Genomic DNA, 14,495 nt, shown 5'->3' on the forward strand with positions numbered 1-14,495 from the left:
AGGCGTGTTTGGCTGATAGGTCAAACAGGGAAAGGGCGGGCGAGGGGCCCGCCCTTTCCGGTTCTCGGTGTCCGATCCGTCAGGTGACGTGGTTCGAACGGTTGTAGACGTTGAACTTGCCGGTCGGGGCAAACAGACCCTTAACGCGACCGATCTCTTCCAGCGTCTTGGCGTCGAAGATCACGATCTCACCGTTGGGCTCTTTCGAGGTCGAGCGGTTCCACTTGGAAACCCAAACCTCGGACCCGTCCTGGTTGAACTCGAAGTGGACGGCGACGTTGCCTTCCTCTTCGGTGATCTGGATCGTTTTCACGATCTCACCGGTTGCCTTGTCGATGACCTGCACCGATTGCTGAATTTCGGGCTCGGGGTGCTTGGTCTGGTCGGCCCAGATGTAGTCCGAAGTCGGGTGCGTCCGGATGAACAGACCAGGACCGTCGGTTTCCACCTCGTAGCAGGTTTTCCAGGCCTGATCCGGGTGACCTTCGGGATCGTTGCCCCAAACGGTGACCGTGCCTTCACCCAGGTGGGTTGTACCGGCAACAGGACCGCAATTCGGGTCATCCCAGTTGGCGCCCGGGCCGGGGTGCGGCAGCGGTGCTGTGTCGATCATGGCTTCCAGCTTGTGGGTCTCGGTATCGACCACAACCATTTTGTTTGACGCGTTTGCGGCGATCTGGAAGAAGCGACCCGACGGATCAAAGAAGCCGTCATGCAGGAACTTGGCGCTGTCGATCTTGTCGATCCGCAGGTTGTCCAGGTCGGTGTAATCGACCTGCCAGAGCTGGCCGAGTTCCTTCACCGCTACGATCCATGTGGGCTCGTTCGGGGTGGTGTAGATGGCGGCCACGCGGCTTTCTTCGACATAGTCCCCGTCCACGTTGTAGCCTCGGGTCGAGACGACCTTTTTCGGCTCCATGGTTTCGGCATCGACGATCGCGAAATGCGGCGGCCAGTAGGCACCACCGATGACGTATTTACCGTCACCCGATACCGCTACGTCGCGGGCGTCATAACCAATGGTAACCTCGGCCACGAGCATGTTCTCGGGGTTTTGCCACAGGTCGATCTTGGTCATCTTGCCGTCGCGGCCCATGGTGTACCAGAAGCGGCCCGGGTTTTCCGGCTCTTCCAGTTTGTGGTGCTCGGAGGCTTTCAGAACGTGCACCGCATAGCCGGTCGGGATATGCGCCAGCACTTCTTTGGTGTCACCGTCGATCACCGCTACCTTGCCCACGTCACGTTCGATGACCACAAAGAAGTTTTCCCAGTTGCGGCCATGCAGCGGCTCGGATGGATAGTCTTCGGGTTCGACATAGACCTTGCGGGTCGCCATCATCTGCTCAAGCGACATTTCCGGCGGCTTGGGCGGCTCCATCTGGATGTAGGTCGCCATATCGCGGATTTCGTCCTCGGTCATAACGTCCGAGAAGTTGTTCATACCGCCTTCGGTACCCCACGCGATGATTTTTTCCAGACGTTCCTGACCCAGTTTCAGGGTACCGGATTCGGTCACGGTTCCATCGGCGTTCTTTGTTTCGACCAAAGGCTCAAGGCTTTTACCCGTTGCCCCTTTGCGCAGCACACCATGGCAACCGGCGCAGCGTTCAAAGTAAAGTTGTTTCGAGGATTCAAAGGCTTCCTTGCTCAGGGTTGGCTCGTCTGCAAAGGCTGGCGCGGCGACGCTGCCCAGCAACATCGCCAAACCGACCCCAAAGGCGCGGCCAGTTTTGTTGTAGCTGATTCCAAGTGACATGATCACTCTCCATTTGCTGGTGAGGCAGGTCCAAGGGTGAGACATCGGTGCGGCGCGATCCTTGACGAAAGTCAACAGGTGAGCCAATCGCGCGCCGATTTTCACGAAAAAGCCGCCCTGAAATCTGAGTCTTGAGGTCATATTTTCGGGTCGTTTTGACTTTGGTTAAGCCGTGCGCGCGGGAGGCCTGTTAGAGTTTCCAAAACCGAGCAGGAGAGCAGTCATGCCCGCAATCATCACCCGTATTTTCGGGGAGGGGTTTCGCGTTTTCTTTCTGTCCGCCGGACTTTACGGCCTGTTCGTCGGGCTGGTCTGGGGGCTGTGGCTGACCGTGCCCTACATGGCACCGGATTACGGTATGACACCGCCCATGTGGCACGCGCATGAGATGATTTTTGGCTATGCCACCGCCGCGCTGGGTGGGTTCTTTCTGACCGCAGTGCCCAACTGGACCGGCGCGCCCGACGCGCGCGCGCGATTCATTACCCTCGCTGCAGGGCTGTGGCTGGCCGGGCGGATGGCGATGTGGTTTTCGGGGATGTTGTCGCCTGTTCTGGTGGCTGCGGTCGATCTGGCCTTTGTGCCGATTCTGGCCGCCAAGATCACAACGCAGTTGGTCCGGCGTCCGAAACCGCAGAACATGATCTTTCTGCTGTTGCTGACCTTCATCTGGCTGGCTGATTTGCTGACCCATCTGGAATGGATGGGCGTCACGGAGGACACGCTACAAACCGGGCTGCGCGCGGGGCTGCTGACGCTGTGTTCCATGATCGCGATTCTGGGCGGTCGGATCACACCGGCTTTCACCCGAAACGCCATGAAACGCGCAAACGTGCCCGAGGCCAACTGGCCTGTCTCGGTCGCCGCTCTGGACAAGGTGGGGATGGCGCTGGCGCTTGTGTTGCCGCTCAGCGTTCTGGCGTTGGGCGTGGGACCGGTCTCTGGCGTGGTGGCGCTGATTCTGGGCGGGGTGCAGATCTTTCGCATGGCGCGGTGGCGCGCGCGCTGGGCGGTTCAGCAGCCGATCCTGCTGGCGCTGCATTTAGGGCTGGCCATGCTGGCGCTGGGGCTGATCCTGTGGGGGCTCGCAGGTCTGGGCATCGGCAATGAGGTCGCCGCCGTCCATATCCTCGGCATCGGCTGCGTGGGCGGCATGACGCTGGCGGTCATGAGCCGCGCGGCTTTGGGTCATAGCGGTCGTCCGCTGGTGGCACCGGGGCCGATGGTTGTTGCCTATGGGCTGATGGCCGCCGCGGCCCTGTCGCGCTGGGTCGGCACCGATCTGAACACCGGCTATCTGATGGCGATGCTGCTGTCGGACGGTCTGTGGGTCGGGGCTTTTGCGCTGTACCTGATCGCGATGTGGCCCGCGCTGACGGGGCCTCGGGCTGCTCCGGACGGATGATTTTCAATTCCGACTGAAAGTCTTGACTTTCGTTAAGGCACCCCGACGACCCAACCGCCATTGTTGAGATACTAGCTAATCTGCGCAAAGGAGAGCGCAATGCGAGAAGTCATGACAAAGAGCATGGCTCGCAACATATTCTATGGCGGGTCACTGTTCTTCATTCTTATCTTTCTGGCCCTGTCGGCCCATTCCCACCTGTATATCGTGCGGTCCGAGAACGCTGCGAACCTGGATGAAAGTGTCGTCCGGGGTAAGCACGTCTGGGAAAAGCACGCTTGCATCAACTGTCACACGATTCTGGGCGAGGGGGCTTACTACGCCCCTGAGGTCGGCAATGTGATGACCCGTTGGGGTGTTCTGGACGACCCGGAATCGGCCTTTGAATCGCTCAAGGGCTGGATGGAAGCACAACCGACCGGCATTCCCGGTCGCCGGCAGATGCCCAATTTTAACCTCAGCGACGACGAGCTGCGTGATCTGACCAATTTCCTGATCTGGACCGACAATATCGACGCACAGGGCTGGCCGCCCAACGAGGCAGGCTGAGAAAGGGACAAGGACAATGAAATACGAATCCCAGAAAATCGCCTACGCCTACTTTGCCGTAGCCATGGGCCTGTTCGCGATACAGGTGATCGGCGGCCTGCTGGCCGGTCTGATCTATGTATCCCCCAATTTCCTGAGCGAGCTTCTGCCGTTCAACATCGTGCGTATGCTGCACACAAACTCTCTGATCGTCTGGCTGATCCTTGGCTTCTTCGGGGCTGCCTACTTCCTGATCCCGGAAGAGGCCGAGCGTGAGATCCATTCGACCAAGCTGGCCTATCTGCAGCTGATCATCCTTGTGGTCGGCACTTTGGGCGTGGTTGTGACTTATGTCTTCAACCTGTTCGAAGGCAACTGGCTGCTGGGCAAAGAGGGGCGCGAGTTCCTTGAACAGCCCAAATGGGTCAAGGCGGGCATCGTCGTGGCCGCGCTGATCTTCCTGTACAACGTTTCGATGACCGTTCTGAAGGGCAAGAAGACCGCGATCACCAACATCCTTCTGTTGGGTCTGTGGGGTCTGGCGCTGCTGTTCCTGTTTGCCTTCTACAACCCCGGCAACCTGTCCTTGGACAAGCAATACTGGTGGTACGTTGTCCACCTGTGGGTTGAAGGCGTGTGGGAACTGATCATGGCCTCGATCCTCGCCTACCTGATGCTCAAGCTGACGGGCGTTGACCGTGAGATCGTCGAGAAATGGCTCTATGTCATCGTCGCCGCCGCGCTGTTCTCGGGCATTCTTGGCACAGGGCACCACTACTACTGGATCGGTACGCCCGGCTATTGGCAGTGGATCGGATCGATCTTCTCAAGCCTCGAAGTGATCCCGTTCTTTGCGATGATGGCCTTTGCCTTCGTCATGGTCTGGAAGGGCCGCCGGGACCATCCCAACAAGGCCGCACTGCTGTGGTCGCTGGGCTGTGCCACGCTGGCCTTCTTCGGAGCTGGTGTCTGGGGCTTCCTGCATACGCTGCACGGGGTGAACTATTACACCCACGGCACGCAGATCACCGCAGCCCACGGTCACTTGGCCTTCTACGGTGCCTATGTCTGCCTCAATCTGGCGATCTTCAGCTACGCGATGCCGATCCTCAAGAACCGCGATCCCTATAATCAGGTTCTGAACATGGGTTCGTTCTGGCTGATGACCAGCGGCATGGTCTTCATGACCTTCGTGCTGACCTTCGCAGGTACCGTTCAGACGCACATGCAGCGTGTGGTCGGAGACTACTTCATGGATGTGCAGGATCAGGTCGCCATCTTCTACTGGATGCGCCTTGGCTCTGGCATCGTCGTGGTCCTTGGTGCGCTGCTGTTCATCTACTCGATTTGGGTTCCCCGGAAAGAGATCATTGAACCCGGCGCAGCCGAAACCCCTGCGGAGTGATGACTATGGACGGCTCCATGAAATTGACTGAGGGGGCGGCTGACGCCCCCTTCTACCTCGCCCAGGGCGATGAATGCGACGTCTTCTGCGCCGCCTACACCAACGACCTGCCGGTTCTGTTGAAGGGGCCGACAGGCTGCGGCAAAACCCGTTTCGTGGCCCACATGGCCGCCAAGCTTGGCCGCCCGCTTTACACCGTGGCCTGTCACGATGACCTTGCCGCCGCCGACCTGATCGGGCGTTACCTGCTGAAAGGTGGCGAAACCGTCTGGGTTGATGGCCCCCTGACCCGCGCGGTGCGCGAAGGCGCGATCTGCTACCTTGATGAGGTGGTCGAGGCCCGCAAGGACGTGACTGTCGTGCTGCACCCACTGACCGACGACCGGCGCATCCTGCCGATCGATCGTACCGGCGAAGAGCTTGAGGCCGCGCCCGGCTTCATGCTGGTCGCCTCCTATAACCCCGGATACCAGAATATCCTAAAAACCCTGAAACCCTCGACCCGTCAGCGGTTTATCTCGCTGGAGTTCGACTTTCCATCGCCCGAGATGGAGGCCGAAGTCGTCGCGCAGGAAAGCGGGCTGGCGCTGGAACGCTGCAAGCCGCTGATCCGGCTGGCGAACAAGCTGCGCGGGCTCAAGGGTCAGGACCTTGAGGAAGGCGTTTCTACCCGTCTGGTCGTCTATGCCGCGACGCTGATCGCGCAGGGCATGTCCACCGACCGTGCCATCCTTGCCGCTATGGTTGAACCTCTGACAGATGATGAGGACATCAAACGCGGGCTCCTCGATCTTGTCACGGCTGTCTTTGGGTGAGGCCGGCCGATGGTCAGGATCGATTTTGAGCCATGGGAACCCGAAGAAACGATCGGGAAACTTTGGCACACCCTTGCCAGCCGCCTCGATGCACCTGAGGTGCATGTTGGAGCCGCGGTCGACCTCTCAGAGGTCGCGGGGCGGCTGGCCGTCCTCTTCCGAGGACTTGGGGGTAGCCCGGGCGTTGAATTGCGCCCGGTCTCACCCGAGATTTCACGCCACCGCCTGAGCTGGCGTCGCAAGCTGGCAACCGAGGCCGAGTTGATGCCGCGCGCGTCCTTCGATGGCGAAGTTCTGCGTCTGCCCGACCGGCTTGCCGTATTCCCCGCGCGTGAAGCAAACGGCGCGCTTTATGTCTGGCTGGCCGCCGCTGCCGCCCATGCGGGCACCCGCATTGACGAAGACGACCGACTGCGCGCCGACCTGCGCGCGTTGATGGCAGCGCAGGACATGGTCGCGGCGACGCTCGACGACGCCCCCGGCCTGCGCCCGCTTTATACCGAGCTTTGCAAGGGCGTGCTGCACCACCGCGACATTCCCGGCCTTCCTCCTGTTGAGGCTGCGGTCGAAGAACTGATCCGGCATAAGCTGGGCGACCCGGCCCCCCTGTCGCCAAAGGCCGAGCAGCTTCTGACGCTAGACGACGATCTGACCGCCCCGCGCGGCTATCAACCGATGCGCCCGGTGCCCTTGTGGCCCGAGCTGCGCGCCGTTGGCTTTTCCGAACATAACGAGGTCGAAAACCCCGAAACCGAAGGCGAGCCCGAAGAGTCTGGCGAAAAAACCCACCGCGCCCGCCGCCGCAAATCCGATCAGGCGAACCGCAGCGACAGTTTCATCTTGCATAAGTTCGAAGCGATCCTCAGCTGGGCCGAGTTCCTGAATATCAACCGTCGCATCGATGATGACGACCCCGATAATGCCAAGAAAGCCGCCGACGATCAGGAAGAGATCGGGCTGGGTCAGATCTCCAAAGCGCCGCCGACCAAGCTGAAGCTGCACTTGGACCTCGCGCCCGAGGACGTGAACCGTGAACGTCTCTCTGGCCGCATCCTCTATCCCGAATGGGATGTGCGCACCGGTCAGTACCTGCCGGACCATGTGAACGTCTTGCTGTCCGACGCCGATATCCGTGAGGATGCGGCTGAATTCGGCAAAGACCCCGCCACCGCCCGCCGCATCCGCGCCGTCAAACGCCAGTTCGAAGCTCTGCGCCCCGGTCGCGTCATGACGCGTGGCCATCTGGACGGTGATCAGCTGGATATCGAAGCCGCCGTGCGCGCCGAAACCGACCGCCATGCCAGCGGCGAAGGCAATGAACGCATCTGGATGCAATCCCGCCCCGAGGCGCGCGATCTGGCGGTCTCGATCCTGCTGGATGTCAGCCGCTCGACCGAAAGCGCCGTAACGGGCCGCGCCGTGATCGATATCGAACGCGAGGCGCTGGCCGCCTTGGCGTGGGGCCTGAACGCCTGCGGTGACGATTTCGCCATCCACGCCTTCAGTTCGCTGAAACGTCAGCGCGTCTATGTGCAACGCTGCAAGCGGTTCGATGAGGCCATGGGCACAACTGTCGAACAACGCATCGCTTCGCTGCGCCCCGGCCACTACACAAGGCTTGGCGCTGCGATCCGCCATTGCTCTGCCGATCTGGCAGAGCAATCCCGCAAGCGTCGCCTGCTATTGGTCATCACTGATGGCAAACCCAACGATCTGGATCACTATGAAGGTCGCCACGGTATCGAAGACACCTGCATGGCCGTCCGCGAGGCGCGCCGCGTCGGACAATCGGTCTTTGGCGTCACCATCGACAAAACCGGCAAAAGCTGGTTCCCGCGCATGTTTGGCCAAGGCGGGTTCGCCGTCATCCCCGACCCGCACCGCCTGACCATGGCCCTGCCGCAGATCTACTGCCAACTGGTCGGCGCATGACCGACAGCTCCCTCATCGACGAGCTTCCGGGCGAGTTGCTGATGTGGGTGCTGATCATCTCGGAACTGCTGGTCTTCGGCGCGGGCCTGATCGCCTTCATGGGCGTCCGCCTGACCGACCCGGCGGGCTTTGCCGAAGCACAATCGCATCTCTACCGCACCGGCGCTGCGCTCAACACCGCCATCCTGATCACGTCCGGCTATCTCGCCGCACAGGCCCTGCATTGGCGGCAAACCGCCCGCCGTGCCGCTGCCCGTCTGGCGCTGATCGCGGCGGCTGCGCTGGGCGTTGTTTTCCTGATCATCAAAGGCGCGGAATATGCAGGCAAAGCCGCGCAAGGTATCACGTATGAGACCCACCCGTTTTTCCTGTTCTACTATCTGCTCACCGGCTTTCATGCCGCGCATGTGCTGGCCGGCATCGCCATCCTGCTGCTGGTCGCATGGCGCGACGATCCCCGGAACATCGAGGCCGGCGCGCAGTTCTGGCACATGGTCGATCTGGTCTGGATCATGCTGTTCCCCGTGATCTACCTGCTGGGATAAGTGCGATGCCCGCCGCTTCATCTTTTCAAAAATACTCCCGCCGGAGGCTCCCGACCCCTCTCACACGCGCATGGCTCTCCCTTCTGGCGCTCAGCCTCGCATCGGCAATCCTGACATTAACCCCACTCCCATCAAAAATCCTCGGCGCAGGCATCCTGATCCTGGCGCTGGCCAAATCCCGCATCATCCTTGCGCGTTACCTCGAGCTTGCCACCAGCCCCGCCTGGCTGCGCGGCTTTACCCTGGTGCTGACGGGCTTTGTGCTGACCGTCTTCGGCCTCTACCTGATCTGACCAAAGAAAAACGCCGCCCCCGAAAGGACGGCGCTTTTCCAAGCGGAGGGGGAGCTTTGGTTATTGAGCAGCCATCGGCATCCGCGCGATCTGGCAACGCTGCCACAGCGCCGACAAGGCACCGACCAGATGGTCGATATCCTCATCCGTATGCACAGGTGAGGGCGTGATCCGCAGGCGCTCGGTCCCTTTTGGAACGGTGGGATAGTTGATCGGCTGGATGTAGATGCCGAATTCTTCCAGCAGCGTGTCCGAGATGAATTTGCATTTCACCGGATCGCCGACCATCACCGGGATGATATGGCTGGGATTGGGCAGATGCGGGATGCCTTCCGCGTCCAGCCGCGCGCGCACCTCGGCCACGCGGGCCTTTTGCAGGTCGCGTTCGGCATTCGATTGCTTCAGATGGCGGATCGACGCAGCGGCCCCGGCGGCAATCGACGGCGGCAGAGCGGTGGTGAAGATGAACCCGCTGGCAAAGCTGCGCACGAAATCGCACAGCGCGGCCGACGCGGCGATATAGCCGCCAACCACACCGAACGCCTTGCCCAGCGTGCCTTCGATTACGGTCAGGCGATCCATCAGACCTTCGCGCTCGGCGATGCCGCCACCGTGCGGGCCGTACAGGCCAACGGCGTGGACCTCGTCCAGATAAGTCATCGCGCCGTATTTGTCGGCCAGATCACAGATTTCTTTGATGGGTGCGATGTCACCGTCCATCGAATAGACCGATTCAAACGCCACCATCTTGGGCGCGTCCGGGTCGGCTGCGGCCAGCTTGGCCTCGAGGTCTTCCAGATCATTATGCCCCCAGATGACCTTCTGCGCTCGCGAATGGCGGATGCCTTCGATCATCGAGGCATGGTTCAGCGCATCCGAGAACACGATCAGGCCGGGGATTTTCGACGCAAGCGTTCCCAGCGCCGCCCAGTTCGATACGTAGCCGGAGGTAAACAGCAGCGCGTCTTCCTTGCCGTGCAAATCGGCCAGTTCGCGTTCCAGCAGAACGTGATCATGGGTTGTCCCCGAGATATTCCGCGTCCCGCCCGCACCCGCGCCGCAGCGGTCCAGAGCGTCATGCATGGCGCTGATCACTGCGGGGTGCTGCCCCATGCCCAGATAGTCGTTCGAACACCAGATCCGCACGTCACGCTGCACTGCCCCATCGGTCTGGCGCGCGTTCGGAAACGCTCCGCAGCGCCGTTGCAGGTCGATGAAAACACGGTAATTCCCTTCGTCCCTCAGGGCATCCAGGCTCTGGGTAAAAAATCGCTCGTAGTCCATGAAACTGGCTCCCCGGCTTGCTGGTGTTAGGCAAAGAATAGGCGCGGCTCGCATGGTGGAACATGACAATTGTCAAGTTACACCACCGAATTTGGCTGGCGATTGAGAACCAACATAGCTTAGGCTGTAGCTTAGGGATGGGCTGGCCGAAACATTGGCCAGGGAAGAGAGGACCCTTCGTGGCGCATGAACGACAAAAGGCGATCGCGCGACAATCGCTTCTGCTCAAGAGCTTGCCGGAACAGTATCTGGATCATTTGCTGAGCCGCGCGATCTGGCGATCCTATGACCGGGGTGAGACGATTTTCCTGCAGGAGGAAGAAGCCAACGCCGTGCACGTGGTGCTGGCTGGATGGGTAAAGCTATTCCGCGTCACACCGACTGGTGCCGAGGCCGTGGTGAGTGTCTTCACCCGCGGTGAGAGCTTTGGCGAAGCGGTCGCCTTGCGCAACGTGCCTTACCCGGTTTCGGCCGAGGCGGTGTCCGCTTGCGAGATCATGCATATTCCCAGCCCTGTGCTGTTATCGCTGATGAAGGAAGACCCCGAGATCGGCATATCCATATTGGCCTCAACCTTCACACATCTTCATTCGCTGGTGGCGCAGTTGGAACAGCTCAAGGCGCAGACCGGCGCACAACGGGTGGCTGAGTTCCTTCTGAACCTGTGCGAGATCGAGGAGGGCAGCTGCGACGTGGAATTGCCCTATGACAAGATGCTGATTGCGGGCCGTCTTGGGATGAAACCCGAAAGCCTCAGCCGTGCCTTTTCGCGATTAAAATCGATTGGCGTGAAAATAAATCGCAATCATGCGGAAATCTCTGACATCACCGAACTGCGCAGCTACGCCGAAAGTGAGTCCACGTAGAACCGGCATTGCGACCTGCCGGATTGGCAGTAACGGTTTTCGCGCGATCCGCCGTCGTACTGGGCGTTGTTCTGCTGTTCGTCAAGCCTCGTGAATTACGGGCCTCGAAAAAAGGCTTAGCCTTGGATGAGAGGGGCTGTCTCTGATCAGCCATGAGGGTAATCGTCGCGGCGGCAGGCAGGGTGTTCGTAGGGCGGCGATATGTGGGAAATGGCAAGCTGGAAGTTGATCCTTGGGATGCCGGTTGAGCAAACACCAATACCCGTTCCGACAAAGACCTTGCCAAAAATATTAGCTTTAAGGCATATTTGCACAAATTTATGGATTTTTAAGAAACCAAATAAGCGGTTTAACGAGGTTAAGTTCGGGCTCAGAGCGTTTAGCGCTCATCAGGAACCTTTTGGGGGAAGGGGCTTGGGTGTGACCTGGTTAAAAATTGTGTTGGTTCTTTGTGTTTGTGTGATCTTACCGTCGCAGACCTCAGCCAATATTGGAAAAGTGATTGGCGCAAAGCAAGGTGCGAAGATTACGCGTGGGGGCAAATCTCAGCCTGTGCGCACAGGAATGGAGATCGCTTCGGGCGACGCGATTTCAACAGACCGCAATGGCCTGGTTCAACTTGTTTTCGTGGATGAAACCAAGATCGCCATTGGACCCAATTCGCAAATGGTTCTGGACGTGACGATGCTGCGCAGCAATCGCAAGGCCAAGAGCTTTGCTGTGCAGGCATTGGGCGGCAGCTTTCGCTTTATCTCAGGCAAAAGCCGAAAGCGGGCCTATTCGGTTAAAACCCCGTCGGCCACGATGGCGGTTCGTGGAACGACTTTCGACATGTGGATTGTGTCGAACGACCAAAGCGCAATGCTAGTTCTTGAAGGCACAGTGCAGATGTGCAGCGTGCGCGGGTCCTGCCGGTCAACGGGTCGCCAATGCAGCTTGTATGCCACAAGCGGAAGAGGGCGCGTAGGGCGACCAGCCGATCAGGCGCAATATGACAAGGCGCTAAAGGGCGGCTTTCCCTTTATTCAGTCGCAGGACGGATTACTGCCGCCTTTGCAGGTCAATGTCGAAGGGTGCGCACGGGAGTCAGCGCCCATTCGACGCGTTGAGCCCGACAGACAAGAGACGCGCAGAGAAGCACCTGCGCAGCAGGCCGCAGCTCCGACACCAACTCGTTCAGATCCCCCTTCAGGACCATCGCCGCCCGACGAACCAGAACCCGATGATGACGAACCGGAAAGAGATGAGCCCGAGCGGGAAGAACCTGAACCCGAGGAACCCGAACCCAGTGAACCTGAACCGGAAGAAGAGTAACCCGAGGCCGTACTGGAACAGACCGGAGGTCGCCAGAATCCAAGATAATCCCGCCCTTTTCCCAGGAGGATGATGTGGTCGAAAAGACGCGGAAAACCAGCAATGCCAGATGGGCTTTCCGTCTTGTGGGGGTATGCCTTATCCTTTTGGGTTGTTTTGTCAGGGTTCTGGATCCTTTTCCGGTCCGTATGACGCGTCTGATCTATTTTGACATTTTGCAAAGACTGTCCCCGACAGAGTTCAACCCCGAATTGCCGGTGCGCGTTGTGGATATCGACGAAGTCTCTTTAGGAAAATGGGGCCAGTGGCCGTGGCCTCGGACATTGCTTGCGCAATTGGTGGAAAACCTGGGCGAATACGGTGCCGCATCAATTGCATTCGATATGTTGTTTGTCGAACCTGACCGGTATTCGCCGTCCCGGCTGCTGAACGATCCGACACTGATCGGACGTGTCGCCGTTGAGCCAGATGCCGAAAATCTGGACAATGACGCTATCTTTGGATCCGCAATTGCCGACTGGCCGGTCGTATTGGGCGTCGCCGCCCGCCTGCAAGGGGACGACCGAAAGCTGTCGACCAAGGCTGGAGTTGTCGAAATTGGCGAAAACCCGGCTGCGGGTTTGATCTCGGTTCCGTATTGGACCCCGCCAGCCGCGCCTTTGAACCGGGATGCGTCGGGGATAGGTGGCGTCAATGTCTCGCCGCTCGGGGGCACAGGGGTGGTGCGGCGCGTCCCCGTGTTATGGGGTGGGCCAGAAGGCGTGATCCCCGGTCTCGGGATCGAAGCGCTGAGGGTTGCGCTGGGCGAGCCTGTGATCTTTGCCGAAGGATCGCAAAATGAAGAAGGTATAATGCTGGCGGTCGAGATCGGCGAATACCGTTTACCAACAACTGAAAATGGCGAGCTTTGGGTGAAGTACAGGCGGGATTTCCCGGACCTTTATATCTCAGCCGACGATGTCATGAACGGGTCCGATGACCCTGCCTTGCAGGATCAGGTCGAGGGTCGGATCATTCTGGTCGGCACCTCTGCCGCCGGTCTGTTCGACATGCATCAAACCGCCCTTGGCGAAACCGTTCCGGGCGTTTCCATTCACGCGCAAATTCTAGAGCAGGTCTTGACGAACAGTATGCTCAGCCGGTCCGATGTCACGGCCGCGCTGGAACTGGTTGCTTTCGTCATACTGGGGCTGGTCGTTATTGCGGTCATGTCCAGTTTTGGGGCGGTTGCGTCTTTTGTTGCCGGTGGCGTCGCTGCAGCGGTTGTTCTTTTAATCAGCTGGCTGACCTACCAAAATCAGTTGATCCTGTTTGACGCCACCTTTCCCCTTATCGGGGGGATGGCGAATTTCGGTCTGCTGGCAGGATATCTTTTTGTTTCGACGGAACGCGAGAAGCGTGAAATACGAAAGGTCTTTTCCCACTATGTGGCCCCGGAAATCCTGGATGAAATGGAGTCGACGGGCCACAGGCTGCAGTTAGGAGGGGAGACGCAGGAAATCACCGTGATGTTTTCAGACATTCGCGGATTTACCTCTTTGTCGGAAACCGCCTCCGCGACCGAACTTGTTTCGCTGCTGAATGCGCTTTTTTCCAACATCGGAGATCAGATCCTGAAGCAGCGGGGCACGATCGACAAGTTCATTGGCGACGCCGTGATGGCGTTCTGGAATGCCCCGTTGCCCGTTGAAGATCACCCCTGCCGGGCGGCGTTGGCCGCGCTGGAAATGCGCGGCGCGTTGGTCGAGTTCAATGCCTCTGCCATCATGCGAAACCGACATCCCATCGCGCTGGCGACGGGATGCGCCACGGGTTTGGCCTGTGTCGGCAATATCGGGTCTCAGAAACGGTTCAACTATACAGTCATCGGCGATGTGGTTAACGTGTCGGCTCGGATCGAACAGTGCTGCCGGACGGTTGAATACGACATTGTTGTTTCCAGCGGTGTGTACGAGGCCGCCCGAGGGAAGCTGGCCATGCTCGAAGCTGGCTATGTCGATCTGAAAGGCAAGGCCAAGCCAGAGCCCGTCTATATTCTGGTGGGCGATCAGAATTTGCAGCAAACTGACGGCTTCCAGAGCCTTTTGGCTGCGCACGGGGCTTTGATCGCGGCGGTCAGAGCGCGCGAGCCTCAGGCCGCCATCGAAAAGCTGTGCCTGCATTGCGAAAGCCTCGCCCAGGCGATCGACCCCGGGTTGCACCGGTTCTATCGTGCCATGCCGGGACGCGCGGCGGATTTTCGGTCAGACATGCCGTCCGTCGCATTCGAGTTCGCCCGACATGGCAGAGCGTGAGGGAACGGGATCGGGTACTAGGCCTGTTAGCTTTTAGAGAATCTGATGCTGCGTTTGA

General features: G+C 59.5%; 12 protein-coding genes. 10 read left to right on the plus strand and 2 right to left on the minus strand.

The window, feature by feature from the left end; all coding sequences use genetic code 11:
- Window positions 1-79 precede the first annotated feature (79 nt).
- A complete protein-coding gene (locus ACR0JN_RS03070; RefSeq protein WP_480884137.1) occupies window positions 80-1,756 on the minus strand; it encodes a cytochrome D1 domain-containing protein in 1,677 nt (558 codons plus the stop codon).
- 223 nt (window positions 1,757-1,979) lie between these two features.
- On the opposite strand from ACR0JN_RS03070, the gene ACR0JN_RS03075 reads away from it, so the two are divergent.
- From ACR0JN_RS03075 to ACR0JN_RS03105, 7 genes are all read left to right on the plus strand, one after another.
- A complete protein-coding gene (locus ACR0JN_RS03075; protein ID WP_480884139.1) occupies window positions 1,980-3,161 on the plus strand; it encodes an NnrS family protein in 1,182 nt (393 codons plus the stop codon).
- Window positions 3,162-3,260: 99 nt separating this feature from the next.
- On the plus strand, window positions 3,261-3,710 hold the full coding sequence (locus tag ACR0JN_RS03080) for a c-type cytochrome (RefSeq protein ID WP_480817417.1): 450 nt from the start codon (window positions 3,261-3,263) through the stop codon (window positions 3,708-3,710).
- Window positions 3,711-3,726: 16 nt separating this feature from the next.
- Window positions 3,727-5,094 carry a cbb3-type cytochrome c oxidase subunit I gene (locus tag ACR0JN_RS03085; RefSeq protein WP_480817416.1) on the plus strand — a complete coding sequence of 456 codons (1,368 nt, stop codon included), beginning with the start codon at window positions 3,727-3,729 and terminating at the stop codon, window positions 5,092-5,094.
- Window positions 5,095-5,099: 5 nt separating this feature from the next.
- Window positions 5,100-5,909, plus strand: coding sequence for an AAA family ATPase (locus ACR0JN_RS03090; RefSeq protein WP_480884141.1), 810 nt, complete (start codon window positions 5,100-5,102; stop codon window positions 5,907-5,909).
- A gap of 9 nt (window positions 5,910-5,918) precedes the next feature.
- On the plus strand, window positions 5,919-7,841 hold the full coding sequence (locus ACR0JN_RS03095; RefSeq protein ID WP_480884142.1) for a nitric oxide reductase activation protein NorD: 1,923 nt from the start codon (window positions 5,919-5,921) through the stop codon (window positions 7,839-7,841).
- Window positions 7,838-8,386 (plus strand): cytochrome c oxidase subunit 3, encoded by a 549-nt coding sequence (locus ACR0JN_RS03100; protein WP_480884144.1) that lies wholly within the window; start codon window positions 7,838-7,840, stop codon window positions 8,384-8,386. The genes ACR0JN_RS03095 and ACR0JN_RS03100 overlap by 4 nt, the downstream gene beginning before the upstream one ends.
- Window positions 8,387-8,391: 5 nt before the next feature.
- Window positions 8,392-8,679 carry a cytochrome C oxidase subunit IV family protein gene (locus ACR0JN_RS03105; RefSeq protein ID WP_480884146.1) on the plus strand — a complete coding sequence of 96 codons (288 nt, stop codon included), beginning with the start codon at window positions 8,392-8,394 and terminating at the stop codon, window positions 8,677-8,679.
- A gap of 60 nt (window positions 8,680-8,739) precedes the next feature.
- Here ACR0JN_RS03105 and hemA read toward each other — a convergent pair whose 3' ends face one another.
- Window positions 8,740-9,963 (minus strand): 5-aminolevulinate synthase, encoded by a 1,224-nt coding sequence (hemA, locus tag ACR0JN_RS03110; protein WP_480884148.1) that lies wholly within the window; start codon window positions 9,961-9,963, stop codon window positions 8,740-8,742.
- Between the two features lie 179 nt (window positions 9,964-10,142).
- Here hemA and ACR0JN_RS03115 point away from each other — a divergent pair, with 179 nt between their 5' ends.
- The 3 genes from ACR0JN_RS03115 (at window position 10,143) to ACR0JN_RS03125 (ending at window position 14,437) form a co-directional block, all read left to right on the plus strand.
- Window positions 10,143-10,829 carry a Crp/Fnr family transcriptional regulator gene (locus ACR0JN_RS03115; protein ID WP_480884150.1) on the plus strand — a complete coding sequence of 229 codons (687 nt, stop codon included), beginning with the start codon at window positions 10,143-10,145 and terminating at the stop codon, window positions 10,827-10,829.
- A gap of 201 nt (window positions 10,830-11,030) precedes the next feature.
- Window positions 11,031-12,143, plus strand: a complete 1,113-nt coding sequence (locus ACR0JN_RS03120) for a FecR family protein (RefSeq protein WP_480884151.1) — start codon at window positions 11,031-11,033, stop codon at window positions 12,141-12,143.
- 125 nt (window positions 12,144-12,268) lie between these two features.
- The gene (locus ACR0JN_RS03125; protein ID WP_480884358.1) at window positions 12,269-14,437 is read left to right on the plus strand and encodes a CHASE2 domain-containing protein; all 2,169 of its coding nucleotides are present in this window, start codon (window positions 12,269-12,271) and stop codon (window positions 14,435-14,437) included.
- The last annotated feature ends 58 nt before the right edge of the window (window positions 14,438-14,495 follow it).

It is taken from the genome of Ruegeria sp. G12, from assembly GCF_056533565.1.